This is a genomic window from Streptococcus sp. GP0011, assembly GCF_030546305.1.
GTDB lineage: Bacteria > Bacillota > Bacilli > Lactobacillales > Streptococcaceae > Streptococcus.
The window spans coordinates 35356-61469 of the sequence record NZ_JAUONR010000007.1 but is presented as its reverse complement, the minus strand read 5'-3'; the positions used below and the strand labels follow the sequence as shown (position 1 = coordinate 61469).

General features: G+C 41.2%; 36 protein-coding genes. 2 read left to right on the top strand and 34 right to left on the bottom strand.

All coding sequences use genetic code 11. The annotated features are described in order from the left end of the window. Nucleotides 1–27 precede the first annotated feature (27 nt). Nucleotides 28–438: a helix-turn-helix transcriptional regulator gene (locus Q4443_RS08330; protein ID WP_303408271.1), complete on the bottom strand. Its 411-nt coding sequence runs from the start codon at nt 436–438 to the stop codon at nt 28–30. Between the two features lie 722 nt (nt 439–1160). Between Q4443_RS08330 and Q4443_RS08325 the strand changes: the two genes are divergently transcribed. Next, complete coding sequence (locus Q4443_RS08325) at nt 1161–1496, top strand: helix-turn-helix domain-containing protein (protein ID WP_303408270.1); 336 nt, start codon at nt 1161–1163, stop codon at nt 1494–1496. Between the two features lie 2 nt (nt 1497–1498). After that, a complete protein-coding gene (locus Q4443_RS08320; RefSeq protein WP_303408269.1) occupies nt 1499–1924 on the top strand; it encodes an ImmA/IrrE family metallo-endopeptidase in 426 nt (141 codons plus the stop codon). A 109-nt stretch (nt 1925–2033) separates the two neighbouring features. Here Q4443_RS08320 and Q4443_RS08315 read toward each other — a convergent pair whose 3' ends face one another. From Q4443_RS08315 to Q4443_RS08155, 33 genes are all read right to left on the bottom strand, one after another. Beyond that, nucleotides 2034–2324: a hypothetical protein gene (locus tag Q4443_RS08315; protein ID WP_303408268.1), complete on the bottom strand. Its 291-nt coding sequence runs from the start codon at nt 2322–2324 to the stop codon at nt 2034–2036. 38 nt (nt 2325–2362) lie between these two features. Further along, nucleotides 2363–2740: a type II toxin-antitoxin system HicB family antitoxin gene (locus Q4443_RS08310; RefSeq protein WP_195327925.1), complete on the bottom strand. Its 378-nt coding sequence runs from the start codon at nt 2738–2740 to the stop codon at nt 2363–2365. Nucleotides 2741–2797: 57 nt separating this feature from the next. Further along, nucleotides 2798–2986 (bottom strand): type II toxin-antitoxin system HicA family toxin, encoded by a 189-nt coding sequence (locus tag Q4443_RS08305; RefSeq protein WP_001131504.1) that lies wholly within the window; start codon nt 2984–2986, stop codon nt 2798–2800. Between the two features lie 372 nt (nt 2987–3358). After that, nucleotides 3359–4549, bottom strand: coding sequence for an acetate kinase (locus tag Q4443_RS08300; RefSeq protein WP_049519112.1), 1191 nt, complete (start codon nt 4547–4549; stop codon nt 3359–3361). A 51-nt stretch (nt 4550–4600) separates the two neighbouring features. Continuing rightward, on the bottom strand, nt 4601–5554 hold the full coding sequence (locus Q4443_RS08295) for a class I SAM-dependent methyltransferase (protein WP_049519113.1): 954 nt from the start codon (nt 5552–5554) through the stop codon (nt 4601–4603). 58 nt (nt 5555–5612) lie between these two features. Then, the gene (locus Q4443_RS08290) at nt 5613–6203 is read right to left on the bottom strand and encodes a class I SAM-dependent methyltransferase (RefSeq protein ID WP_049519114.1); all 591 of its coding nucleotides are present in this window, start codon (nt 6201–6203) and stop codon (nt 5613–5615) included. A 4-nt stretch (nt 6204–6207) separates the two neighbouring features. Beyond that, complete coding sequence (gene comGG, locus Q4443_RS08285) at nt 6208–6636, bottom strand: competence type IV pilus minor pilin ComGG (protein ID WP_049519115.1); 429 nt, start codon at nt 6634–6636, stop codon at nt 6208–6210. Beyond that, nucleotides 6614–7075 carry a competence type IV pilus minor pilin ComGF gene (gene comGF / locus Q4443_RS08280; RefSeq protein WP_049490202.1) on the bottom strand — a complete coding sequence of 154 codons (462 nt, stop codon included), beginning with the start codon at nt 7073–7075 and terminating at the stop codon, nt 6614–6616. The genes comGG and comGF overlap by 23 nt, the downstream gene beginning before the upstream one ends. After that, nucleotides 7038–7340, bottom strand: a complete 303-nt coding sequence (gene comGE, locus Q4443_RS08275) for a competence type IV pilus minor pilin ComGE (protein ID WP_000413367.1) — start codon at nt 7338–7340, stop codon at nt 7038–7040. The genes comGF and comGE overlap by 38 nt, the downstream gene beginning before the upstream one ends. Then, nucleotides 7303–7737, bottom strand: a complete 435-nt coding sequence (gene comGD / locus Q4443_RS08270) for a competence type IV pilus minor pilin ComGD (protein ID WP_049519116.1) — start codon at nt 7735–7737, stop codon at nt 7303–7305. Before comGD ends, comGE begins: the two co-directional genes overlap by 38 nt. Beyond that, the gene (gene comGC / locus Q4443_RS08265) at nt 7700–8005 is read right to left on the bottom strand and encodes a competence type IV pilus major pilin ComGC (protein ID WP_303408267.1); all 306 of its coding nucleotides are present in this window, start codon (nt 8003–8005) and stop codon (nt 7700–7702) included. Before comGC ends, comGD begins: the two co-directional genes overlap by 38 nt. Then, a complete protein-coding gene (locus Q4443_RS08260) occupies nt 7965–8222 on the bottom strand; it encodes a hypothetical protein (RefSeq protein WP_303408266.1) in 258 nt (85 codons plus the stop codon). Before Q4443_RS08260 ends, comGC begins: the two co-directional genes overlap by 41 nt. Before the next feature lie 284 nt (nt 8223–8506). Next, nucleotides 8507–9472 (bottom strand): N-acetylmuramoyl-L-alanine amidase family protein, encoded by a 966-nt coding sequence (locus Q4443_RS08255; protein WP_303408265.1) that lies wholly within the window; start codon nt 9470–9472, stop codon nt 8507–8509. Between the two features lie 2 nt (nt 9473–9474). Continuing rightward, nucleotides 9475–9807, bottom strand: a complete 333-nt coding sequence (locus Q4443_RS08250; protein WP_303408264.1) for a phage holin — start codon at nt 9805–9807, stop codon at nt 9475–9477. Nucleotide 9808: 1 nt separating this feature from the next. Then, a complete protein-coding gene (locus Q4443_RS08245; RefSeq protein WP_049490335.1) occupies nt 9809–10108 on the bottom strand; it encodes a hypothetical protein in 300 nt (99 codons plus the stop codon). Nucleotides 10109–10119: 11 nt separating this feature from the next. After that, nucleotides 10120–10725 (bottom strand): DUF1366 domain-containing protein, encoded by a 606-nt coding sequence (locus Q4443_RS08240; RefSeq protein ID WP_212575765.1) that lies wholly within the window; start codon nt 10723–10725, stop codon nt 10120–10122. A gap of 11 nt (nt 10726–10736) precedes the next feature. After that, entirely contained in the window at nt 10737–12746 is a 2010-nt protein-coding gene (locus Q4443_RS08235; RefSeq protein WP_303408263.1) for a DUF859 family phage minor structural protein, read from the bottom strand. Between the two features lie 11 nt (nt 12747–12757). Next, the gene (locus tag Q4443_RS08230; RefSeq protein WP_303408262.1) at nt 12758–15358 is read right to left on the bottom strand and encodes a phage tail spike protein; all 2601 of its coding nucleotides are present in this window, start codon (nt 15356–15358) and stop codon (nt 12758–12760) included. A 2-nt stretch (nt 15359–15360) separates the two neighbouring features. After that, nucleotides 15361–16857, bottom strand: a complete 1497-nt coding sequence (locus tag Q4443_RS08225; RefSeq protein WP_084856342.1) for a distal tail protein Dit — start codon at nt 16855–16857, stop codon at nt 15361–15363. Further along, nucleotides 16857–20501, bottom strand: a complete 3645-nt coding sequence (locus Q4443_RS08220; protein WP_303408261.1) for a hypothetical protein — start codon at nt 20499–20501, stop codon at nt 16857–16859. The genes Q4443_RS08225 and Q4443_RS08220 overlap by 1 nt, the downstream gene beginning before the upstream one ends. 13 nt (nt 20502–20514) lie before the next feature. Next, on the bottom strand, nt 20515–21141 hold the full coding sequence (locus tag Q4443_RS08215) for a Gp15 family bacteriophage protein (protein WP_049490341.1): 627 nt from the start codon (nt 21139–21141) through the stop codon (nt 20515–20517). A 4-nt stretch (nt 21142–21145) separates the two neighbouring features. Continuing rightward, the gene (locus tag Q4443_RS08210) at nt 21146–21502 is read right to left on the bottom strand and encodes a hypothetical protein (protein WP_049490343.1); all 357 of its coding nucleotides are present in this window, start codon (nt 21500–21502) and stop codon (nt 21146–21148) included. Nucleotides 21503–21554: 52 nt separating this feature from the next. Next, nucleotides 21555–22016, bottom strand: a complete 462-nt coding sequence (locus tag Q4443_RS08205; protein WP_303408260.1) for a phage tail tube protein — start codon at nt 22014–22016, stop codon at nt 21555–21557. Continuing rightward, the gene (locus Q4443_RS08200) at nt 22016–22420 is read right to left on the bottom strand and encodes a minor capsid protein (RefSeq protein WP_049490347.1); all 405 of its coding nucleotides are present in this window, start codon (nt 22418–22420) and stop codon (nt 22016–22018) included. Before Q4443_RS08200 ends, Q4443_RS08205 begins: the two co-directional genes overlap by 1 nt. Further along, complete coding sequence (locus Q4443_RS08195) at nt 22417–22809, bottom strand: minor capsid protein (protein ID WP_303408259.1); 393 nt, start codon at nt 22807–22809, stop codon at nt 22417–22419. Before Q4443_RS08195 ends, Q4443_RS08200 begins: the two co-directional genes overlap by 4 nt. Then, nucleotides 22809–23141: a putative minor capsid protein gene (locus Q4443_RS08190; RefSeq protein WP_049490351.1), complete on the bottom strand. Its 333-nt coding sequence runs from the start codon at nt 23139–23141 to the stop codon at nt 22809–22811. The genes Q4443_RS08195 and Q4443_RS08190 overlap by 1 nt, the downstream gene beginning before the upstream one ends. Beyond that, on the bottom strand, nt 23131–23532 hold the full coding sequence (locus tag Q4443_RS08185) for a hypothetical protein (protein ID WP_049490352.1): 402 nt from the start codon (nt 23530–23532) through the stop codon (nt 23131–23133). The genes Q4443_RS08190 and Q4443_RS08185 overlap by 11 nt, the downstream gene beginning before the upstream one ends. Before the next feature lie 12 nt (nt 23533–23544). Next, nucleotides 23545–23745, bottom strand: a complete 201-nt coding sequence (locus tag Q4443_RS08180) for a hypothetical protein (RefSeq protein ID WP_049490353.1) — start codon at nt 23743–23745, stop codon at nt 23545–23547. Beyond that, nucleotides 23732–23980, bottom strand: coding sequence for a Rho termination factor N-terminal domain-containing protein (locus Q4443_RS08175; protein WP_049490354.1), 249 nt, complete (start codon nt 23978–23980; stop codon nt 23732–23734). The genes Q4443_RS08180 and Q4443_RS08175 overlap by 14 nt, the downstream gene beginning before the upstream one ends. A 14-nt stretch (nt 23981–23994) precedes the next feature. Beyond that, nucleotides 23995–24867 (bottom strand): hypothetical protein, encoded by an 873-nt coding sequence (locus tag Q4443_RS08170; protein ID WP_084856336.1) that lies wholly within the window; start codon nt 24865–24867, stop codon nt 23995–23997. A 14-nt stretch (nt 24868–24881) separates the two neighbouring features. Further along, nucleotides 24882–25448 (bottom strand): hypothetical protein, encoded by a 567-nt coding sequence (locus Q4443_RS08165; protein ID WP_303408258.1) that lies wholly within the window; start codon nt 25446–25448, stop codon nt 24882–24884. Nucleotides 25449–25545: 97 nt separating this feature from the next. Next, nucleotides 25546–25758 carry a hypothetical protein gene (locus tag Q4443_RS08160; protein WP_303408257.1) on the bottom strand — a complete coding sequence of 71 codons (213 nt, stop codon included), beginning with the start codon at nt 25756–25758 and terminating at the stop codon, nt 25546–25548. Nucleotides 25759–25868: 110 nt separating this feature from the next. Then, a complete protein-coding gene (locus Q4443_RS08155) occupies nt 25869–26060 on the bottom strand; it encodes a DUF6275 family protein (protein WP_303408299.1) in 192 nt (63 codons plus the stop codon). Nucleotides 26061–26114 lie beyond the last annotated feature (54 nt).

Here is a 26114-nt window from a genome sequence, read left to right as displayed (position 1 = left end):
CGATTTTAACACACCTCTTTCCTACTACTAAATCTTCTCTGCTAGGTCAAGTAAGAATCGTTTCACTTCACTCTTATAAACATACTTTGTCTTATCATCATCAGAAAAGCGAATTGTTTCTTCATAACTCTTTCCTTTAGTCAACATTGTTACCAAACCATGAGAAAACTGATGGTGACAACCTAGACTATCTAAGTCCTTCGTTGATAAAACTTCCTCACGTTTCACAGTGAATTTTTCATCAACATTGATAAAATCATCAATCGTACAATTATAATACTTTGCTAGCTTGTAAAGTTTATCAATACTAGGCTCACGATCACCACTCTCATAGCGTTTATATGCTTTCTTTTGGATTCCTAGATAATTTGCTAAATCATCTTCTGACTTATTATTTCTTTCTCTATATAGATTCAATGCTTTTGATACGTTTATCATTTTTGTTACCTAATTTTCTATTTCCAACACCTCTACTCATATTGTTAATTTACATAAAGGAATATAGTAGATTCCCTTGTGAAAACTAACAATACTTTCAATTCTTATCAGGACAAAACCTGTTTTATAAAAATCTAATTATTGTTAATTTTTGCAAAAATAAAAAGGCTTATTTTCAAAGCCTTTTTACGTTTTTTTCAATAGAATATAGCATAATAAAATGTATGCTCTTATCTTCGCATACTTTCAGCTTCTCAGCTTACTACCTTCGCCAAGGTCACAAATTTAAGGATAACTCAATATCCCCTCTTTCTTACCCAAAAGCATTAGCAAGATTTTACTCTCACACACCGACCATACAACATATAGACCTCACTATCTCACTCTAGCTACCTTCTAAGAAGTATCATTGACTGTTCTCAGCCGTCAGTTCCCTTTTCTTATCTACTAAGGCAAAAGGACGAAACACCCACGTTTAGACACAACTTGACATTTTCATAAAATTCACGTATAATTAAATTGCTAAATTTTTATATGCGTGTTTAGTCAATGATTCGTCGTTGTCTGACACGTTTTTTATTAAATTTTCAAAGTTCAACTCTTTTAATTTTTATGTAATCAACTGATTACATTATCTATTATACAATCAGTTGATTACTTTGTCAATACTTTTTTTAATTTTTTTTAAAATTTTTTTACTTTATTTCAAAAAGGTACAAATTATGGAATTTAAAGACAGACTAAAAGAAACTCGACTGAACAAAAAACTAACTCAAAAGGAAATAGCAAGCCACTTTAACACATCTCCTCAAAGCTATGCACAGTGGGAAAAAGGACTAAGAAAACCATCAGCAGAAAATTTACAAAAACTAGCAGACTTCTTCAATGTTTCCACAGATTATCTTTTAGGTAAAACGGATATTCCTGATCTTGACTTAGAGACTGACATAGACAACGCTATTGATAATTCAGTTGCTTATGATGGTACACCCATCACAGATAACGACAGAGAAATCATTAAGAACTTTCTAAAAGACTACTTCTCTAATAAAAAATAACTATGAATCTAAACAAAGTTATAAAAGAGATTGAACAATTAAATTGTCAAGTTATCACTCTTAAGAACTTATCAAGTAAAGGTAGATATGTACTTGCAAATAATAAACACTTTATCTTCCTACGTTCTGACACAAGCGATATTGAAAAAATAAATGTTCTTCTTCATGAAAAACACCATCTAATCAATGATGATTGCAACAACTCACTTTCTCAGATAGACACCTTCAGAAATCATATAGAAAATGACAGCGAAAAAGGAAGAATCCTTGATTTTATGAGTTTAGTGAACAGCGAATATCCAATAGACGATAGTTTCAATTATCAGGACTATCTCAAAAATGCTGATATTCCTTCAAAATACGAAAACTATGTTAAGGAAATAGCTACACAATTTTATAATGAGAACAAAAAAAATAACATTATCTAAGATAGTGTTATTTTTTTCTATTTCCGAACAAATTTTAAGTACCTGGTTGAACTTTTCAGCCCAAAAAGCGAATTAAATATCCAGGAATATCTGATTTTCCTTCGTTATTTTATTCTAAAATCACAGTACCCCAAAGTTCATCATTACAGGATACAAACAACTCATTAACCGTACTAGATAGAGAGAAAAATCCGCCTTTTCCCTTTTTACACAACATAAATTTAACAAAATAGACTTCTAAATCTGCCTCATATTCTTTGTGAATCGTCACAACATCATCAAAATCCATCTTATCTAACTGATCAGGATACTCTTTCAAAAAGTCCTTCACAAAATAATTAAACTTTGAAACCATATTTTTTGGAAGTCTATCCTGATAACTTATTTCTTTAATTTCCATATTCTATCTCCTTAAGCATCAATAACTATTCCTTAAAATCAAACTTGCAATTTCTTCTCTAGCGCTTGCGCTAGCACTTCTGAATAGTTAATTTTTTCTCGATCAGCAAGACGAACTAGCCATTCAGGAACAGTCACATTTTTCCTAATTGCCTTATTACTTCTCACAAAAGGCGCAGGATCGACTTGAATCATTGATACAAAACCATCTGAAACTTCAATCTTTAAAATATCACTTGGTGTAGGCAGCTCCATCCCTTCATCGATGTAAGAAGCCAAAACATTCTCAAGCATTTCACGAGCATTTTTCATCGCTTCCTCAATATTTTTTCCTTCTGTACCACCACCAAATTCTGGGAATTCTACCCAATATCCTGTTTCTTCTTTATGAAAAATAGCTGGATACGTTTTTAACATTCTACTACCTCCAACATTCTACTACCTCTGATGTAAAAAGACTTAGGAAAGTAAAAATTACAATCCTAAATCTTTGAGAATCTTTCTTTCTAATCCTCTTCCTAAATCTTCATTTCCATGAACTGGAATTGTGACAAGATAAGAAAAACCCTCTTTCTTAAAATGATGATGACTTCCCCTTTGACGAACTTCAACCCATCCATTCTCAAGAGCTAGTTTCACCATTTCTTTACCTGTAAGTGGCATATATCGTTGTTACCTCCTTACACTTACTATTATACACATTATGCGTATATTTGTCAAACCAAAATAGACCACTTTTGTTCAATAACTACAAAATAAAATAGACCAGTTTCCTGATCCACTTTATTCTATATTCATTGACTAAAAATATACATTCCTTGGTTAGTTTTTGGTTAGTTTCTTAAAAAATACAATTTCTTAATTCTTCAATCCTTTTAAAATCAAAAAATCTAACTTCCTCTTTAAATTACTACTATTATACCATATTTTTTGAAAAAGCCAATAACAGCAAGGTTTTAGACATTTTCTACATAAAAAAAGCTGGAAAATCTCTTTCCCAACTTCTTTTTACAATCAAATTTTACGTGTATTTACTTATTTTTTCAAGCGCTCAACATCGCGTGCAATCACCAATTCTTCATCTGTTGGAATAACCAAGACACGGATTTTCGCTGCGTCAGTTGAGATGTCTCCCGTTACGCCAAAGACGTTCTTTTCTGGATCCACATCACAACCAAACCAAGAGATACCTGAAATGACATCCTCACGAACCAAAGCTGCATTTTCACCGATCCCTGCTGTGAAGATAATCGCATCTGCTCCATTTAGGACTGCAAGGTATTGACCGATATGTTTTTGAATACGATCGACATACATTTCATAAGCCAAAGTCGCATCATGGTCTCCTGCTTCCATGGCAGCAATCACATCACGCATATCGCTTGACTGACCAGAAACTCCCATGAGCCCTGATTCACGATTGAGAACGCGACTAATATCTTCAGGGGTATTGAAATCCTCTGTATATTGCATGAGATAAGGGATGATAGCAGGATCAATATCTCCTGTACGAGTTCCCATCATCACACCGCCGAGTGGTGTGAATCCCATAGAAGTATCCACAGACTTCCCACCCTTAACAGCTGTGATAGAAGCCCCGTTACCAATATGGCAGGTAATCAATTTCAAATCTTCTAGAGGACGACCCAAAAGTTTCGCTGCTTCTCCTGCGACAAACTGGTGGCTTGTACCATGAGCACCGTATTTACGAACCTTGTTTTCCGTGTAGTATTTAGTTGGTAGAGGATAGCGATAAGCCTTCTCTGGCATGGTTGTGTGGAATGAGGTATCAAATACGACAACACTGGTAATATCTGGAAGCAATTCCTTAAATGCGCGGATTCCAGCTGCGTTAGCTGGATTGTGAAGAGGAGCCAAGAGTCCCAACTCCTCAACTTTTTCTATCACATCTCCCTCAACAACTGTTGATTCCTTGAAATATTCACCACCTGCAACGACGCGGTGTCCGACACCTGTAATCTCATCGTACCCTTTGATGATGTCAAAACGAATCAAATCATCCAATAAAATTTTAACAGCTTGTGTGTGATCTTCAATATCAAGAATTTGTTGCTCCGAACGACCGTTAAATTTTACTGTTGAAATTGAGTCTTTCAATCCAATACGTTCAATCAAGCCTTTAGCCAAAACTTTTTCCTCAGGCATTTGATAAAGTTGCCATTTCAAGCTTGAGCTTCCTGCATTGATTGCAATTGTTTTTGTCATAAGATGATACCTCTTTTTTAAGCGTTTTCATCTATTATAACAAAATCTCTTTTATATTTCAGTACCTTTGCTCCAATTTTGAAAATTTTCTTTAAAGGTCAACAAAACTGACGGATCTTGCAAGCTAGTAAGAGGGTAAACAAAGGGTTCTATTTCTTTATCTCTTTTCTTCTGTAAGACAAAAATACTTTTAGCTTGGCTTGCAGTTGAGAAAATATCCTCTGGCAGAGCGATGATGGCAGCCAGACTCACTTCGTCTTTGAGCCACCCTTTTAATAAGTCACTTTGAGGACTGGTCAATAAATCACTCGGAGCTAGAAAAATAGCATAGCCATCTGACTTAAGGTACTTGAGCCCTTGCTCCATCAGCAAATGATGGGCATAGGTATGCTCTTGACTAGAAGCCACTTGATAGCGCGAAGCGATGGCATCGTCTGGGTAATAGCCAACAGGCAAGTCGCTAATGACCACGTCGCTTTCCTTAAGCATTTGCGGACGAACCGCGTCGCCTTGAACAAAACCAGCCTGTAAACCAATCACATCTGCCATACTGGCTGCCAAATCAATCAGCAAGTCATCCACTTCGATTCCCAAGTAATCTACTTTTTTAGAGAGAGAAGTCAAGAAAGTAGCCCCCAAAATGCCCATACCAGAACCTATTTCGAGGATGCTAATTTCCTCTTGTTCAAACAACTCTTCCACAACAAGTACCAAGAGGAGGGCAATGGCATCTGGTGTAAACTGGTGATTGGCCTGTAAAGGTTCCGTTTGTCCTGCCTTCATCAAGAGAAACTGGTAGGTCTTGAGCCACTCTTCCTTGCGAAGCGCTAAGCGCTTAAGGGCTTGATTGTTCTCCTTGACCTGCTCCAGCTCTGTCTCGCCATCTAGGTAGATACTATTTTGCTCTACTAAGGCATCATAAAAGTTGGTCGCCAAATCACTTTGGATGACTTGGACATTCTCTAGTAAATACGTATAAGCTTGTTCTATTTTTTCAAAATCCATATTCCTATCTTATCAAAATTCCCCTATTTTTTCCATCTGAAGAGAAAAAATCACTGCTTTAGTCAGCGAGTGATTTTTGGGCTACTGTTAAAAAGAGTTCTGCGTAATTTCCGAGGAAAAGACCTTCAGCACTATAGAGAATCTGACTGCCAATGCTTGAAAAACCATTCTGAGCGAGCTTGGTTTCCAGTTCAGCTAAATCAAAACCATGATGGTTAGGCTCTATCTTAGTAAAATCAGCAATGAAGACCTGTCCATTCTCCCTAAGGTGATGGTGAAACATGGCAAGAGTCGCATCTATATCAGGCATATGATGAAGAACCCGACTGACAACAATCAGGTCAAATTGCTGCTCCAAGGGATTTACTAGTAAATCCTGCTCCAAAAACTGGATATTCTTGATTTCTTGCTGATCTGCTTTCAAACGAGCTTGCTCCAGCATTCTCTCAGAGATGTCTACAAGAGTGACAGACTTAGCCTGCTGAGCCAGGGGCAAAGCTAATAGACCCGTCCCACCACCAAAGTCCAGTATTTCTTTGTCTGATAAAAGAGCAATCTGTTTCTCGACTGCTTGACAAACCAAATTTGCAAGGAAGATATTTTTAGGGGAATCAAAGGTTTCTGCTTTGTGGTTAAAATCGTGTTTCATGTTTTTAGTTTAGCACAAAGTAGTTGAATTGACTAGGAATTATCTTTCTTTTCAGGCTTTTCTTCCCTGCTTGATTGCTTGAATCAGTCGCTACCTCTTCCTTTTTATCCGTTTTCTTTTCTTGGATTTTCATCGGAGGAAAGAGAAATTCATAGTTGCCCTTATTCATACGAACACTTGTTGTAAAACCTGTTTTCGTATTTTGATATCTGACTTTTCCTAAGTTAAAGACTCGTTCTCCACTTTCTTGCTCAGCCTTATCCTTACTTCGCTTGGCCATGGCAAAAGCGATCAACTTTTCTTTGTTTAGGGCAAAGTCTTTGTGATGGGCGACTTGCCGATTTAAATAAAACTGCAACAACAGACTAAAGATGGCTGCCATGGTGACTGCATATAAGAGAACGCCTGCCTTAACTTTTTGCTTTTTCCACACGATAGATGAACTCCCTTTCTAAGCCCTTTTGAAATTGGAAACGAAAGCGAACCAATTGATTTTCCTCTGTAATCTGTGCTGATTTGAGTCCATAAACCATAGGTTGGTAGCCCCGTCCGCTGGTATCGGTCTTCCGAAAATCATCCGATTTAGACTTCCCTATAGAGATATCCTTACCATCTTGTTTCATGTAGAGGCGATTGCCTTCTACCTTTTCAAACTGCGAACGCTCTAACTCTACCTCCAGTTGATCCACAAACAAGAGCCACTCCTTTTGCTCGCTTTGCTTCTGGTAACGAACTTCTGAAATGAGGAGCTGACTCATAGCCTGGAAGAGGAGCAAGCCTCCGCTAATGACGATAAGGGCAATCAGAGATTCTAAAAGAGTGAACGCTCTTACCTTACTGCTCTTTAAGGTCGAGTAACTTCTCTGAACCATGATAGACCTCCACTCCTTTTTCACTAGAAAACACCTGAATCTCCACTCCGTTTATGTTTACCTGATTTTGACCTGTCTGCAGAGCCATCTTCGCCACACGCAAGACTTCTTCCTTTTGCAAGATTTCTGCCTCTTCTTGTCTATTTTTCTGAATTTGTCCCAAAAGAAGGGTCGCAATACTGGCAAAAACGGCTAGAGCAACCACCGCTTCCAGTAAAATCACTGCCTTAATTTTTAGTTTCCTTAATGCGTTTAATTTTTCCATTTCCTAGATATAATTGATAGCGAATCGCTCCTTTGTTAGTCTGAAATTCAACCTTAGCCAGGGACGAATTGCCCCCAGCTCGGTCAAATATAATGCTTTGTCCTGATGGTGCCTGAATTCCTTTAGGAACTGTCAACTTTTGACTGCCATTACTGATCGTCTGTCCATCTAAGTTCAAGCTGGTCTTTTGCTGACTGGCTAGACTGCGTTTTTGTGTTTCCCGATAGAGTTCTTCAAACTCCATAAAGAAAATCTGCTCCTCTACCGCTGCAAAAGTGGACTGGACAGAACCGGACAAGCCCAAAGCAAGGATACTCACAAGTCCCAAAACTAAGAGACTTTCAAGCATAGTAAAGGCCTTAATCTGCAACAGTTTGACTGGTTTTTTGTTTTGCATGGTAGTCTTTGTAAGCTTTAGCTTGCTCAGCTGTGATACGACCGTCCGCTTGTAATTTGCTGAGGCTGGCATCATCATTTTTATCCAAACGATAAAGTTCTGCCTGGCTTTCCACGACCTTGACAACAGCAGCTTTTCCTTTATCATCTACGGCATCCTTTTGCTTGGTCAAATTGGGTACAAAGAGCAAGAGAAGAACGCTGATGATGAGCAAGACCACTAACATTTCAATCAAGGATAGTAAAATTATTGATTTTTTCCATCTCATACATCTGCAATGAATGCAACACGAGATCACGATATTTCCAAGTTGATACCAGATACTCAATGACTTCCTGGTCATCTATCTTGCATTCCATAAATAATAACAACTTGACCGTGTACTCATTTTTCAAAATCGGCACAGTGTAAGTCACATCTACCCAATGCTCAAAACCCAAATCGGTCTGCTCTACATTTGCAAGTTCAATCTTCAAAATGTTCATATTTCTTCCTCCTACTTATCTATTCGTAGAAAAAAGAAAAAACAGTGAAAAAATCATTACTTTTTTTGATTTTGAAATTACTTTCAGAGAAATAGCTTGGATTTAAAATCCAACCTTTCCAGAGCAAACAAACGATATTCAAGCGAAAAGTATTATTCTTAACCTCTATCTATAAGTGTTTCTCAAGGGTTTCAAGCGATTATCAAGCGTATTTTTGGGCAAACAAAAAAACCGCAAGCTAGTGCCTGCGGTTTTAGTGTAATCTATTTGAAAGCCTTTCTGTTTTATTTTTCTTCTTTTGGTTTGTCAACGACGGTCACAAGACCATCTGGTTCGGTTTTGAATGCTGGATCTGTGTGAAGTTCACCATTTGCTTTTAGATAGTACCAGCCATCGCCTGACTTGATAAATTGCTTAGATAGCATATATCCATCTTTTTCTTCCATGAAATACCAGGTTTCTCGATATTTTACCCATCCCTTAGCCATACGCCCATCTGACTTGAAGAAATACCAGCGATTATTAAGGAACATCCACCCTGTGACCATTGCGCCGCGCTTGTCAAGGTAGAACCAGTCTTTTCCATCATTGAACCAACGGTTAATTAAGCAATAGCCGCGGTCATCAAAGTAGAACCATTCGTTGTTGATTTGTTTCCAGCGGTTTGTAGGATAAGAGCCATCTGACTCCTCCCACCACCAACCAGTGCTATTTTGTTTCCAACCAGCTTCAGATAGACCGCCTTCGATGTCTTTCTTGAACTGCTCACGACTGATGCCCCATTTGGCCAAATAAGGATATGGGTCAACATGGTCAGAGTAGTTTCTTGGCTGGTTATAAGTACAGTATTGGTGCGTCTTAATACCAGCTAGACTGTCAGAGTCAAGTGTTTTCGGAATTCCAGCTTCGTCTGCAAGGTTCCGCAAAAGCTCAACATAGAGCTTATAATCACGCATGAACTCTTCCTTGGTTTCATGACTTTCAATAAGCTCAACTTGGCCGTATCCTTCAACGTTCCAGCCACCTCCTACGTCGTAGGCCCCCATGTCTGTGTACCAGGTCTGCATCACACGGCCGTTACCGACGACATGTGAGAAAAATCCTGAATCAACAGGACGGCGCATGTGGTAGTCTGCTTCATTTTGTGCCGTCGAGTTCGGGTTCCCTGTTGAGTGCGCATGAATTTGTCTGTATGGTTGTTCCCCAACTTGTGGAAGGTCAGTTCTTAATCTGCTTGTGTCAATATCCATGATTACTGCCCTTTCCATGCTTCATTCATTTGCTTAACTGCTGACTCGACAAATGTATCTAAGTCCTTGTCAGTCATACTGACGTTGTATTTTGTAAGCTCGGCACGGATTTTAGTTCGTGCTTGCTCAAGTTTCTCTTTGCCTTTGTAGCCAGTTTCGGCTGCGACTTGCTCTACGGCATTGACCGCATTTTTAGCCAAGATTTCGACGATTTTGATGGTCTTCTCTCCACCTTTTTTGATGAGAAAATCCTTAATAGATTTGACTGCGATGCCAGCGAGGATAGTCAAGATTCCAGTAGCTGAAGCTACGATGATTTCAGTAATTTGTTGCATGTTATTCTCCTTTTTCGATTTCGTCCATGCGGTCGTTCATGCGGACCATTTCTTTCTGAATGTCTCCGACCGTATGTGTAATTGTCGTTAATTCTGTAGTGGTTTTTTCCAGGTGAGTCATCAAACGCTCTTCTCGTCTATTAGAGTCGGCCTTTGATTGCTCATGCAAATCCATAATCTTCTTCTCCCGCTTGTCCGAAGTCTTAATAAGATATCGAATTATAATAAAGAAAAGCAAGATAAACAAAATCGCCCAAGCTACCTGGCTTTGAGCGATTTTTTCAGCTTCTTCAATCGGCATACAACCTCCTTCTAATCGATACGTGGCATGACCACGGTAAGCACACCTTGCTGTAGCATTTCAGCAAGCGACTGTTCTTTCCAATTGTAGCCCTCTGCCGGTTGCATCTGGAACTTAAAGATAGTCTTAGTTCCTTTTGGCCATTTCGGATTGGTGTCAAACGGATAAGGCATTGCGACAATATCGCCGTTTCCGTATCGTGTACTTTTAATAAGTGGCTTGATGAACCCAGCTACTTTATTGTAAGCATAAGTAGGCATGCCCCCGTTTTGAGAAATGGCTAGAGCAATCAGGACCTCAGTGATAGCTGAAACAGTATCAAGATTTTCCTTGTTTTCACTAGCAGCTTGCTCAGCTTTATCCGTTGCCTCTTTGTTCTTTTGCAACTCTTGAGCTACCTTGCTAAAGCGTTCGTTTTCTGCACGCTGTGGAAAATTCTCTTGATAAAGAGTTTCCATGGCGAGTTCAAAGAGCTCTGTATTTGACAAACCGATTTTGTCAGCTGGCAAAAAGACAGGTACATAAGCACCGTCTGAGTTTACCAGCGTGACTTTGGTGGTGGACGCTGTTCCGCTGGCGTCGTATTCTTGTGATTTTTGAGCATATTCTAACTTCATGCTTTCTCCTTTTAAATTTTGAAAGATACATTGTCAAAGTTGAGCCATGTAGCGTCAACGTTGCCTTTTACAACTATATTTCCGCTTGGGTAAATTCCGACAACAGCAGGGCCATAGTCATTGTTTAAAGCGGCTTTGAATAGCGTTGTGGATGGTCTGAAATTTTCAGGTAAAGTAAAGATAATTGACTCACGGGTAGTCTTTCCGCCTTTACAAGTACCTTTTAAATAAACAATACCGTCAAATGTTTTTGAGCATTGAACTTTTTCATACTCAGGATGATGTTGCCATCCATTTTGTAGAGTTAGGTTTTGCCAAGGTGTTCCTTGAGTGTATTTTTGGATGTCATCTCTTGTGGTAACTTCTTTCCATTCTCCCCATTTATTAGCTATACGATACCTTACTAACATTGTCTCTGTCGCAGCTGTCCAATAAGTCTGTACAACATATTGAGCGTCATCATAGACTTGAACCAACAACCAACCATTCTGATTTCTTGGTCTATTAGGTGCACTGTGACTATAATACATACCATTTTTAAGGATATTATCAAGACTTTCTTTCGTTAAAATAGAAATTCCGTTATTACGTGTCAGCTGATACTGCTGAATAGGTTTGTCATCGGCAAAGATGTCCCCTTTGACATCAAGAGCACCACGCTCACGGATTTTGTTTACTCCCACGCCTGATCTATCATAAGACAAAACCACGCTTTCCGTGGCCACGTTGACCATGAAATCAGTACGAGTGAATTTGTCCTCAAGCGTTCCGATTACAACCCACGACTGATTAGCTAGATAATTACCAGCAAGATTAGCCTGTGAATTGACTAGGTTTGAGATACTTGTCCAGGATCCAGTGGCTGGCCCTGTATCTACTTGAAAGTTGGTAGTCCCAAGCCTTGCAACCTTGAATGTCAAAGTCATTGAGTTCTTTTGACTTCCTGAGACAGTCAAAGGAGCGATTTTGGCATTTCTTGTAGTGGTCAAGGTGCTAGAGGTAGAGCCTGTTCTGGCTATACTAAAACTTAAAGCTGGAGCAAAATACTCAAGCACGGTTACAGATACCTCTTTAGTATCCGACCATCTGCCACGGCTATCTGAGACACTCGCTCTGATTTTGATGGTGCCGTGATAGTTCATAATGCCCAGACTTCCACCGTTTAAACTTGTGGACTGGTTTTTGCCTACGATTTCAGCATAATATCCAGTGATAGACGAGCCGTAAGAACCGACTGCGCCATTAAAAGCTACCTTGATGTTAGAGATTACCTGGATGAACGTGTTCCCGTTTGGGATGAGATTTTGAGCAGCACCGTTTAGGTCCGACAGTGAAATCCCTGTAAATGTGGGTTTCACATTCGCTGGTACGCTAGCCGTCAAGGTTGTTGACTGCGTTCCTGTCTTAGTAGATCCTGAATAGGTGTCAACGTAGACAGTCCCTGTCCCACTCGCTGAGTTTGGGATGTCGTTTGCAAAGTCAAGAGGGATCGTCCAGCTAGTAGATGTGTCTACATTCGTTGCAATCGTCCCTGACTTTCCAGCCCATGAATAGCGTACTGTATGCTTAAAGCTGGAGCTCTGACGATTGATGTTGATAGTAACCGCACTACCAATCACCCCAGCGCTCACGCTTACAGAACTTGAGCGTGGGATAGCAGTCAGACCGAGGTTTCCTGAAACTGTGATAGTTCCATGTAAACCATTATTAGGGTTGAAAGTACATGAGAAAGGCAGTGTCTTGCGACCGTCTGGGTTATGTGAGATTGTGGTTGAACCACTAGCGAGAGTGGCCTCGCCGTCCCAGACTTCCCAAACTGGATTGCTAGAGTGCACATTTTGGCCGTCCAAAGTTAGAGATAACGTACTGTCTCCCTGCTTATTGAACGTGTGATAGTACGTATAACGACTAACTGTCAACTGCCAGTTGATGGTTGAAGTATTAGTTGAAACGTCTGTTGAAGCTTCATCGATATACACATTCAAATATAAGCTGTTACTTGAATTACTGAATCTTGGCATTTCGCTCCTTTCTATCCTACATAACGAATGACGTTCATGTCAGGGTTAATATGATACTGTTCTTCTCTAAAACGTCCAATCTGGATAGTCTTAGAGAAAATACCGTTTTCAATATGGATGACCCCTTGACTGATGTACATAACCTCAACCCCTGCTGAATACATTGAAATTCGTCCATTTGGACTAAACAGCATGCTAGAGCTACCGTCATTCTTACCAATCACAAGCCCCTCATTTGAAGAACTCATATAGGTATCGATGAAATTCCAACGGTCAGATAGTTCTCCAAGATCCTTAGCAATACTTGAGACACGCTGACTAGCTGAAATCAAATCTTTCTCAGCTTGTAACCTTGCTGTCTCGTTAGACTGGACAAAGTCCTTGTAAACCTTAATCCAGTTATCAAGTGTATCAGCGCTAGCCTTAGCCTCAAGTTCAGCCTGGATAATTCCAGCTTTCTCATTCAAAGCGTTCAGCTGTACCTGAGTCAATCCTTGGTCAGCTTTAGAGTTGATGTCAGTCTCTACATCCTCGATAGCTTTCACGTAACCGAGAAAATTTGTTCCCACAGCTAACATGGCATTTTCAAGCGTGACCGTCTGATTAGCAGGAAATCCATGAGCTGTACCAAAACGGATGAAAATATTATCTGTTTTGTAAGCCTCTGAGGCATTTGAGAGGTCAATAGTAAATTCAAAACTTTGAGGGGTAGTGACTCCAGCTTTGAGGACAATTTGATTTTTATACCAAGGAGTAGCCGAAAAATGCACATTGACCTGTGTATCTTTTGCTAGAGCTGGAGATAAGCTAATTTCAAATGCTACACGCACATAATTTGGTTTTAGCCTGTCTTGGTTTTTCCAAAAATCGTCAAAAATGAAAGTCCGCATGTCATACGTTTCACTGCTTCCCGTGTTGATTTGCTGAGTTCGGCCATTCTTGAAATAGTTACGATTTCCGCCTTTTACGTTATCAAAAAGAGCCGTCCAGTTGTATCGTGTAGGATCCTGACTGTCTGCCTCTGTGAAATCTGTGTACGTCCCAAAATAGCGCTTATTGGCGCTTGATGACGTACTGAACCCATCACGTCCGTCCTCTGAATTGGCCCAAGCTCTATGCAAGTACTGAGTTTTTCCAGTCGTTCCGTCTGACGTATTGATAAGAGTCAACTGCTCAGAGGCTACCTCTTTGTTATCAATCCATGCTGAGACCGTCAAGACCATCTTTTGATTGATGTCAGCAGCCCTCACAGTGTAGCTAGGGCTTGTAGCCTTGATTTCGCCATCTACAACCCAGCGCCATCCGCTATTGATGACTTTGTTACCTTTCATCAAAGTAGGGGTCACAATCGTCTGACCTTGGCCATTTTTAAAAGCTATGCCGTTATCTGTAGCTAGCTTGATAGTGTAGGGCTTAGCGTCCTCTATCATTCGGTCTAGCTGTTGCTGAATGCCTTGAGATAGACGATTTTCAAGCGCTTTGGCGTTTGAAAAAGTGGTCTTATTGTTTTTTGGATTGGTAAAGCTGATGACTTGCTCAGATACCCTCATCTCAAGCAAGAGAGTAGGGCTAAAGCCGTCATCATAGACTTTGACTGTGTCTCCTATCTCTAAATCTGCAAAGCCCTCAGCCTCATAAGTGACTGCTGGGTAACAGTTCTTTTTGAGCTCACGGTAGGCTGCTGATCGGATGACCTCAGGATTTGAACTCTCTACCGTCATATCCTTACGGATCCACTGGTCACGGTCCCCTGTTGAGTGAGTAAAAGTAGACGGATACATCTGCATAGAGAGAGGGGCATACAATGCAGCTCCTGACTGGTAGAACTCACGTTCTCCCTTTGCGTTATTGACTGACCAAGCTCCAAGACCCCTAATATCAACTACGTTGCCTTTGTCATCCTTACCTGTTGGGACAACCGTGTTATAGATCCCAGTTTTGTCAATTGCCCTAGTGATCGTCTTGAGGTTTTTACCATACTTCAAGATTTTTGGGCTAATTTGACCAACTCCCTGGTGGCTATCGTCGTGCTCATGATAGACATTGACTGTAAATGACTTGATAGAGCTGTCAGCGTTGAGACGTGTGTCAAACTCAATTTCTGCGCCAAATTTCTTAGCCAGGCTTAAAAGTCTATTGAGCTTAGTATCTGTGCCCTCCCATTCAGCAGAGATTTTCTTATTAGCAACCTCATTAATACCGATTTTTAAGAAAGTATAGTTGAGCAGGTCCATAGCCTCGCAAAACTCCTTAAAACTCATAGCTTTAGGTGATTTATAAGGGATAGAATACTCATTGATAAGCTCAAGGTTTAGATTGATACCGTAACATTTAATGACCTTCTCATTTTCCTCAATTTTTCGGATTGTATGCAGGTAAGTTCTGCCCTTGTATCTGAATGAAACAAAGGCTTTCTCATTGAGAGAGTTATAAGCCCTCTTTTTGCCTACATCTGAGATAATTGCCTTTTTAAAGACTGTAAAATCAAAGGTACTAGAACCAGTTTCCAGGTATCTTGTCCAGGTGTCATTGAAATAGTTCAATGTATCCTGTTTGTCATTGTCGATAAAAGTCACTTTTCTCAAATTTGAGTCATGTATTGTCAATAACATTGCTATAGATACCTTTCTTTAAATTCTACTTTTACAGTTGGCTTGGTCTTGACCCAACTTGAGCAATAGACCTCAAGCTGACTATTACCTGGAGGAATAGTCAAGAAACTTGATCCATCTACGACGTCTACAATCTTCTCAAGGCCGTCCACTGTGACAGTGTCATTCTCGCTGTTTAGCACAACGTTTGAACCGATTGGGTAGCGGTTCGGCACATCACCGATTCCTGGCACAAAATCTTTGCGATAATACAATTCATCAAGATACATATGAGAGACCATTGGATAATCTCGATATGCCCCTAATGTCACATGGATCTTAGCTGACTTTCTGCCCTTTATTTCAGGAACTGTGAAAGTAAAGTAAGAGCCACGATAAAAGACTTGTACCTTGTCATCATTCCGTTTCAAATCTGACCAGCCTCTAGCTACACTAAAAGGGTTAATGTCTCCTGTAGTGCTTCCGTCAAATTCCCAACGTTTCAGAATGTTATAGCTACCCTTGCCATCGCTAGCAAAGAAGTTATATTCACATTCTGAGCCCAGAGACCTTTTGAAACTCTCCACGCCGTATAAGAATTTATCGTTAGTGTCAGAAATAGTAATTTTAATAAAACCATACTGATTAAGAGCCTCAGACCAAAAGACTTGTCGCCACCAAAGATAATCGTTTAAAGACCCAATTTCTCCTACACTATCATTCGGGATAGTCCAAGTTAGACTAGCAGCATAGTTTTGTAACTTGGTTTCACCTCGTAGATTTTTTAATTTAATATGGGGACGCTCCCAGAGATTTATTCTTTCAGCGGTTCCTACCACATACTCCGTATTGTCGTTTGTAACACCTTGATTTTTTAATGCTTGGGAAAAACCAGTTGAGATTTTATCGCCTCTAAAATCCATTAAGATTTCGGATTTCTTAACTATCCCTGTATCAGCCTCTTCACGGTCTCCAACTTCAAAAGCTCCGCTAGTATTGACGAGACCGATATAGCCGTTCTCAGCGTTGTTTTTGACCGTAACGACAGGAAAAGCTGGGACGTTGCCATTATTGACCAAGTTAAAAACAACCTTGTCAGGTTGCTCTTGGCCGTTATCGAACCGTCTATAGGTCGTACCATGTGCGACACCATCAGGAACAAGAATCTCAAACTCGCCCTTTTGAAGCCATCTAGCTACGTTATCGACATCCACAGAACCAATGACAAGTCCCATATAGTACTTGTCAGGCTCGTCTGAAATATCAATACGAACTGGCTTGTCGGTGTTCAGGATTGTAGCTAAGGTGTGCTTGGCCAATTCGGTATCCCTAGCCGTTTTTTTCTGAACGGTAAACTTAACTTTGATTTTTTTAGGTCCGGTTCTTACTTCTTGGACGTTTACACCCAAAAAAGGGGCGTCATTTGTTGTGACGTCCCTTTCGTTTCCTACCGGACGAATTACTTCGTTGATTTTTATAACCTCAGAGAGGTCATGATTGTTATAGATAACTGTGTCCATTAAATAATCCCTCTCATCATGTTATCGATCATGAGTTGGTCGTTTTGGTAATCGGTCATCTTTTGGCCGATTTGACCGACAAGCGCTCCACTTTCCATCATCAGACTGACTGGCCGTTTGACTGCCTTCTCAGCAACTTCTAGAGCTTGCTCGACAAGTCGGTTAGATTTTTCTTGTACGACCTTAACGCTCGCTTTAATTTGACGATCTAGGTCTGACTTGACCTGAAGTGTCTTCGTAAGGCTAGCCTGACCTACTCCAAGAATGTCTTCAGGGGCAAAGTTAAAGGCTTTGATTTGGTCGAATACATCGCCCATGGCATCATCTACCTTGTGAGCATCTGCCAAGATACCGACTGCCACCCCTTGAGAAATGAAACGTCCGACGTTGTCTCTAAAACGGCGTGATGGACTGTTAATCTTAGCCTTGGCCTGTGCGGCTCTTTCAGCTTGAGCGACAAGAGCATTAGCAGCAGCCGTGACAGCTCCAAGCGCTGAGTACATACCTTGTGCTAAACCTTGACCAATCATGTCACCTACATAGCGCATAGTAGAGACGCCTCTCATTCCTGTAGACTGGATAGAGTTGACCATGGATGACATTGCTGATGTCGCCGAGCCGACTCCTGAACGGATACCATTTGTTATCCCTTCAGAAACCCCACGGCCTGCCTGTTGACCTGCTTGCGTCATCTGAATTGACGACTGCAAAATTACAGTCACAATCAATGCCATGTTTGACTGAACCGACGATACAGCTTGAGCCATCGCTGAAGCCATACCTGAAGCAAGCTGAGAAATGGCCGATGTAGCTGATGAAGCTGAAGCGTTAATCATCGTTAGAGTAGAAGACATCGCTGAAGCCCCACTTTGAGCCATCATCATAGCATTAGCTAGAGCCACCAAACCTGTCTGAAGCGCCATTACACCAGATACAGAACCAGACAAGCTTGCAAATGAAGCCATGACCGATGTAGCAAACGTGCTCATCGAAGTTCCAGCGCTTGTCAGTGTTTCTGGCAATGTGCTAAGGTTAGTGCTTAGTGATGATAAGGCCGTAGGTAGTGATTGCAAGGCTACACTTGCAAGTTGAGCTGATATAGCTATCAAACTCAACCCAGTCCCTGCTTGTTGCAACCCAGGACCTGCTGAAGCAATGCCAGAATTGGCAATAGCTGTCAATCCTGTTGCCACTGTTGCCAATGTTCCAGCTAAATCTAGCAACCCTAATTCAGTGAGCATCGAAATCCCTTCAGCCATGTATTTGACTCCAAGGCCTGCGTTTAAGGCAGCATTACCGATGCTGTCAAAGATTCCAGCTACACCGTCAAGGACATTACGGATAGCAGAGCCAAAGGACTCAACTACACTACCAGCACTTTTCAAGATAGAGCTCACTTGTTCTCCAAATGTTTTCAAGAGATTAGACAAGCTATCAATGATAGGACTAATCTGAGAGAACATGCTGCTAAATGACGAAACAATATCTGCAATTGAAGGAGCAATCGCAACCACCATTTCAGTTATGGCTGGAGCAAATGGAGCTATTGCTTCAACAATTTGAACGATAGCGTCAGCAATAATTTGAGCTACTGAAACGAACGCATTACTTATAATATCGACGATTGGAGTGATTGCTGTAGCTACAGTTGCAATTGCATCACCTAAAGCTGTAATGAATGGCGCAGCTGCTCCAATTGCTTCTCCAACCGCAACAACAAGAGGAGATAGCTGAGCGAGGGCGCTTGTTACTGTTGGTAAAACTCCTGCGACAGATACAATAGCCTGAGCAAATGCACCAATAATCGCAGTAGCAACCGTAGCGAATGCCTGACCAACAGCGTTAATGATCGTGGCTACCCCTTCACCTTGACTAGCAATGAGACTTAAGCCTGCCGCAATAATAGCCACTCCAGCGCCGATTCCGACTGCTGCAATACCAATCGCTCCGCCAAGAGCAAGGATGTTCCCAATCCCAGCCGTTCTCAAAGCCAATCCAAATGCTCGGATGACCGGAGCCAATCCAGAAAGAGCAATTTTGATGCCTTCACCAATTCCTGTCGCAGCCGTTTTGATTGCTGTTCCTGTTGTTTTGATTAGAGTTGAGATTGATTTGAAGATTTGAGCGATTGCGCTTTTCGAGCTCGTTGCACCTTTTACAACTTCGTCTGCCCCTTCCTTGGCGCCTTTAGCAAATAAGCCAAACGGATTAAAGCTCTTCAAGAAATTAAATGCCTTGAAAGCGACTAGAGCTCCTCCAATCCCTGCAATCAATCCTCTCCAGACATCTGCACTAATTGATTGAGTTAATTTTGAAATCCAGCTCACAATCATTGAAATAGCGTTCACGACGTGCCCAGCGGCCGCGCCTACGATATCCCAAGGAATAGCATCGCCTAACTTAATAGCAAGATCTAAAGCTGCATCCGTCAAATCCTTAAATGCTTGATAGGCGTTCTTGATTGCTCCTGTTTCAGAGAAGGCTTCTAGTGCAAACTGAAAGGCCATAGCCATATTCTGGATGATGACGTTAACTGTTTGAATGACATTTCCAACCCCTTGAATAACATTACCAAACCCATTGGATTCGCTTGTCAGTTCTTCAAAGAGCGACTGGATTGTCACAACAACATCTCGAAAAGTGTCCTTGATTACGTCAAAAACACCCTCGTCAACTCCGAGCGAAGCAAACAACGATTTGAACCCTTGTTCAATCCTTGGCCCAGCTTCTGCCAAGGCTGTATCGATAGCTTGAGGAAGTTGTCTCATAATATTTCCAACCATAGGCAAGAAATTGCCTAAAAGGAACGTTGAGGTGCTAGAAATAAGCGCTTTTAAAGACGGTCCAATATCTTCTCCGAGCGTCAAATTCGCCAAGAAGTTGGATGCCGAAGCCTTCATTGCCGCAAACGAACCACTGAATGTAGTCTGCGCTTCTTGTGCTGCGACTCCTGCGACTCCCAACTCTTGTTGAACTAGGTCGATGGCTTCTACGATATCCGCAAAGTTGTTGATATCAAACTTCTTGCCCATTGCTTTTTCTAATTTGCTGGCGTCTTTAAGAAGTCGTTGCATTTCTTCTTTGGTACCGCCATATCCAAGTTTCAAGTTATCTAGCATGGTATAGTTCTGTTTAGCGAAGCCTTGGAACGTTTGCTGGATTGAACCAATATCTGTACCCATCTTGGCTGAGTTATCAGCCATGGCCATGATAGCCTTGTCTGCCATTTGTGCAGCCTTCACAGCATCACCACCGAGCGCTTGCTTCAAGCTGGCACCGAAAGAAACAGCTTGCTCTGCGTAGGTATTAGCAGAGATACCAGCTGAGGCTGCAGCGTTCGCATATTGCTTTACAGACTCAGCTGCAGTCGTATATAGCGTATCAACGCCACCAAATGATTGTTGGAGTTTGGCGCCCTCATCTAGAGCTGTAGCAAATACACCCTTGATAGCACTGCCAAGGGATTGAATCCCAGAAATCAGCGCACCGCTGACAATGTTAGCTCCTAAAACTGACTTAAAGACCGAACCTAGTTGCATCCCGCTTTCTGTCAGTCCGCCAACCATCCCTTTTAGACGTGCCACTCCTGATTGAGCCTTATTGCCATCCATATCAACTTGGATGACCACTTTACCATCTGCCATTTATGCCTCCTTTCTACTCGTAATAGTCATACTCGTCATCTTCTTCGTCGTAGTCATCGTCTGGAAGACGATACTCTTTTTGCAACTCTCGCATCTTATCGATGTATTCCTGACTGTCGCCTTTTTGCGGTTCATAAGAGCGAATTTTCACGACTTCTACAAATTTGGTTCCCTCAGGCAAGCCAACAATTAGAGCATTGAATTTCTTCCAGTGCAACTTACCGATTTCTTCGATTAAGTCGATTCTGTAAGCTTGCATGAAAGAAGCAAAGATATAAGCTCCGTCATGCTTCACGTTGTAGAGTCTTTTTTGTGGTGTTTCTGACGTTGTCGAGGACTTTATGACATTGCCTGCCAAGTCATACTCAACATCGTCTTCTTTCTCGCCTGTCTGGATGTGCTCTTCAAAAATTGCCTGAACAACTTCCAAAGCCTCCTCAAAGCTTAAACAATCAAAAGAAACACCCGTAAGGATCCGCAACGCTAAAAACGGGCGCATGAATTTAGGAATATCATCGTCTTTCCATAATTCAAAAACTTTCAAGACTCTATCGAACGATAAGAGCAGAGGGAAAGTCTGTTCTTTGCCTTCAATTTCTAAAACAAGCTCATCAACTAGCTTTCTAGAAATATCTAACATGGCATCACGCTAGATATTTCTTGAATGCGTCTTCTGAGTTGCGCTCTCGATATTCTTTCTGAATCCCAAGAATGGTCTGCATCAGATAGTTAAATGCGATAGTTGTATCTTCGTCTGCGAATTTATAGACTTTTTCAAATGCATCCGCTCCGAATAATTGAGTCCAACCATCTTCGATAAGCTCTTTAGCTTTTTCTGCGATTTTCTCGTCGGAAAGTTTTTCAATTTTCTTCCAGTTCTTTGCTAAGCCCTCACGGAACTTATCAAGTTCCTTCACGCCCTTGTCATTTGCAATGTATTCCAGCTGAAATTCTCCGAAATCAATAGGAATGATATTGCTTAATTTCTTAATTACGACCATTGTTTTTCTCCTCTTTTCAAAAATAAAAAGGCGTGATATTTCACGCCTCAGATTATCCTGGTACTACTGTTGATTTCTTAGGTTTACGGGTCCATACGACCTTAAACTTAATACTTTCATTCTCTGACGCTTCACCGTCTCCGATTTCGATACCAGAAAGACGAGCTGGACCTTCATACTGGGTCTTACTGGTCGAGTCAACTTCCTTGTACCAAACCAAAAGCTCGTCACCGACTGCGTCTTCTTTGTCTGCCACAAAATTCTGCGCTTTGTCATCTGTATCACGAACGCCCTCGAATGAGCGCCCTCGTGTTTTAGTGATCACTTGTTCTTCAGGTGTCCCGTCGCCAGAAAAGTCGGTAAAGTCGTCTGTCTTCTCGTTGTTTTCTGGCGACGATTTCTTAATCCCTTTAGCAATCCAGAGGTAATCCGCTGCAGTTGGTGGAGTGTCTGGAGTCGTTTCTTTGTAAGGGCCAATGTAGTGCTTGCGTTTTACGTTTTTATTTTTAACCATTATTCATTCCTTTCGATTTCAAGGCTGGCAGTTACGTCCAGCAAGTAAATGTAAAAACCTTGCTCATCTAAATCGTTTAAGTAAGGTTTGTCAACTTTTAAACCTAAGAACTCGTAAGAGCCATTCTTACTTGGCAATTCTAGGTCCATTTTTGATAAGGCAGCGTTAATCTGCCACAATGTATTATTGTTTAATTCCTGATCTCGTGACTTGATAGCAATTTCAAAGGGTAAGCTGACCGTTTGAGTGCCGGCCATGTCCTCGTCTACCACTTCTCCGCCAGGTAGCGGATAAAGGACCAATCCCTCTTTTTCGGCTAAATAGCCGAGCTTAGACGGAATTTTGTCTTGGATGCCTTTGATATGCTCAAGCAAGACCTCTGCAAAATCATTTTTTTGAATCATTTCACTCCCATCGCTTTCGCTCCGACTTCAGCCCAATTCTTAGCATATAGAGCTGAGGCCTTTTTATCCCACCTTGGACCAGTTCCAGGCGTTGGTTTTTGGCTCAGCAACTTATCTTTATTTGCAAAGAAAAATCTTCTTTGTTTTCCTGAAAAGAAACCTTTCCGCTTCTTGCCATAGTAAAGCAATCGAGCGTAAGGTGTCGCATAGACAATCGAATCTTGTCGAACATGTCCGCTAGAACGTAGGTCTCCTCTTCGTTTTGGGACAAATCGCTCCATATCCATCAGCATCTGGTTGGCAATAGCTAACTTCCCTTTTGCGAAATTCTCTGGAGATACTTTCTTCTCAACTCCTGAAAGGTCTATCTTTACATTAACGCCGCCCATCAAATCACCTCGATTTCATAAGCTAGTAGCTTCTTGGTTAGAGGATGATATTGAGGGATGATGTTCTTAACAACGTAGCTGACGCCGTCCTCTTCTACAACCCCACCAACGAAACTCTTGTCGAGCGCCACAGGGCAGTATTTGTGATAGACAATCACAGTCGAGGAATTGGACTCACTACGATGATTGCCTGTTCCGGAACGAGAAAAGGATCTATCGAATTTGCAAGGGGATAACAAAAGAGGGTCAGAGTAAGCCTCTTTCCCCCAATCGTCCTCACCAATTGTCTTTTTGATAGTCACAGAATTAGGTAGCATTCGTTTATCTATCATAATCAACCCTCGCCGAACCAAATCCAACCATCCTGAGCCAGTTTTCAGCATCTCTTGATAAATTATACCTTTCACCCAAAGAAAGCGAACCCGAGCCATTCTGAGAACCTGAACGATAGCTTATAGATGTCCGCCCTACTGACATGCTGGCAATAGACTGCTTGTCCTCTGCCGTCATGATCCCAGAACTATCTAAATAAGCTACTTGATAAGCCGTGGCACGTTTAACTGACTTCTTGCGAGCTTTGTTGTCATTATCAAAGCTGTTTAGAGAATAGAAATCCCTGATGTAAGCATCGATAGCGAGTTCAGCACGCTTTAAAAGCTTGTCAAAGTCGCCCTCAACCTCAAATCCGAGCTTATCGAACTCCTCTTTAGTTAAGTAAGCCATCTAATCACCTCCTTAAAAGGTGGATGTCCCCACCTCAACTAGATCTTGCTTAGGCTCTTCAATGAGTTCAAAGCAATCTTCACCAATCACCTCATTAAACAGGCCATTGATTCGATTAGCTTCGTCTTGATCTAGCTCGTATTCTTGCCCTTTGTCAAAATGACGGTCAGACTTAGCTAGATAAGCGTTCAATTTTGCTTTAAATTTGGCCATTTAGCACCTCCAATAGCTCGTCTTTGGTCTTGTTTGAATAGCCCTCAAACCCTCGCTCTTTAGCAAGAGCTTTCAACTCTGCCAAAGTCATGTCCGAAAGTGAATGAGTAGCCAAAATCTCTGAGATTTGGCCATCTTCAATCACTTCTTCAAATCCATCAGCGATTAGCTGAGCTTCAAGCAAGCTGCCTTCCTGCACGGTGTAGACTTGGTTTCCTTTTTCGTACTTACGCATTTTCTACCTCCTTATTAAGCAGATTTGTGAGAAACATAGACCCCGTCTTGTTTTGATTGCAAGACGAAAAGATCATGATACAAACGGTTTTGATACAAGTATCCGTCACCTTCTGTGTGTTGGCCAGGAGCGAAAAGATAGATTGAGTTGAACTTAGCCTTGGCAATTACTGCTGGCTTAGCAACGATCAAGAAGTTAATGTTTTTACCGTCTGAAGCCTTAACAAAGCCTTCAGTGAAGTCAAACTTAGTCTTGAAGCGTGCATCGTCCCAAACTTCGATAAGCTGAACTCCGTCAAGTGAAGTGACACGAGTATCAATTCCTTGAGGCGACGTAGTAGCGATTGAGCGTGTGAACTCTTTAGAGCGTTCCAAGAAATCCATAACCTCACTAGAAACATACATAACGATGTTTTGAGCGCCATATTTACGAACGGGCAAAAGAGCAGCTTTCAATTTTGTGTAGATGTTCACTTCTGACAGGTCATCTTCAGACTTGAAGTGACTGTTTGTGATAGCTTCTGTAGCAATTTTAGAGAAGCGATAAGCATCGACTTCTGGAGTTGCGTGTTCAGTGATGAATGTGTTAGATACATTAGCAGCTGAAAGTTCTTGGTTGGTTTCGTCTACGTCTGCAGCGTCTACGAAGAACTCGACATCACGGTCAAATCCGAGGGTGTAAACTTTCTTGTCGTTTGAAACTGTACCAGCGTTGTAGCCTTTAGATCGAGTATGCGCCTTGTAGCCAGTAACTGAAATTGTAGGCAACTCGAAAGACTTAGCGCCCAACCAGTTTACTTGTGGCGTTTCCAAAATGCTTGTGAGTGCGCCTTGCATCAATTTCTTTTCAAAGGTGCCTTCGTGTTTAGTGATGTAATTAATTGTCATTGATCATTCTCCTGTTAATTATTTAGTCCGAGAGCCTTTAAAAAGGCATCTTCTTGGTTCGTTCCAGCCGTTGGATTTCCTCCGGCCGAAAATGTCGGCTTTTTCTCCTCGGCTTGCTCTGTGCGACCAAACTGAGGATATTTCTGCAATACTTGGCCAATAGCATCTTCAATAGACACCTCGTCGGATACCAAGCGAGCTGATAGAGTGATGACATCGTCAACAGACTCAGCATTTACTCCCAAAGTCAGAGCTGATAGTTTCGCTTCCAGGTTCTTCTTATCTGATAAAGCATTTTCTAACTCTTTCTCTTTAGCAACAAGCGCTTCTGACTGTTTCTCAGCCTCGCTCTTTTGTGAATCTTTCCACTCTTTGAGTTGTTGAAGTCCTTCTTTAGCGCTTTTGACATCCTCAAATCCTAGGCTTTTGAAGATTTTCTCTTGCGCTTTCTTTGACTCTTTAGCTACAAGACCAGTCACTTCATCTTGAGTGAAAGTCTTGACAGGTTGCTCTTGAGTTTGTGACTCAGTGGTTTCTCCAGCGTTGACTGGCTGGTCAGTTGTTTGAATGTCTTCTGCCATTCTTCCGTCCTCCTAAAATTAGGTATTATCTTCCGTTCTTTACCGCCTGCGGATAAAGGCAAGCAAAAAAACCGCATCGAATTTGACGCGGTTAGTTTTATAATTCGATTCCTTCGATTTCTGATCGAATTTCTAGCCAGTATAAATACTGACCCATGGCGCACTTTTGATTTTTTAAAACTTCAATTGAGCATTTTGGTTCAAAATTGAGCGTACCAGCTTCGTATTTCACAATCATTTTGTGTAATTTTGTATATTTATCCTTAAGCGCATTGTATTCATCGATAAAACGTCTTTGCCAATCTTCCATTTTTTTGTTTTCCTTTCTTCCGAAAAAAACTGATCAAAAATACCAGTTTATAGCAATTTACAGTGATTTATAGCAGTCTATTCCTGCAAGTCAAGACTCTGGATCACCTCCTAATCTTTAATGGCACGATTTGAGACTTTAGTATAAACATCCACGTAAGTCTCTTTCTTGTCTCCATTATGCGTGATTCCTGCATAATCTCCACAAGGCTCGCTTGATGTAATTTTGTTCGTACTAACAAGAGCTTTCCAGTTTTGAAGGGTCTTGCTAAACCAAACTACAAAGCAGTCTTCCGCTTTGATTTCACGATCTGATAAGCGCTAAAATTCTTGTGATGCCAATTGTTTTGCTTTTTC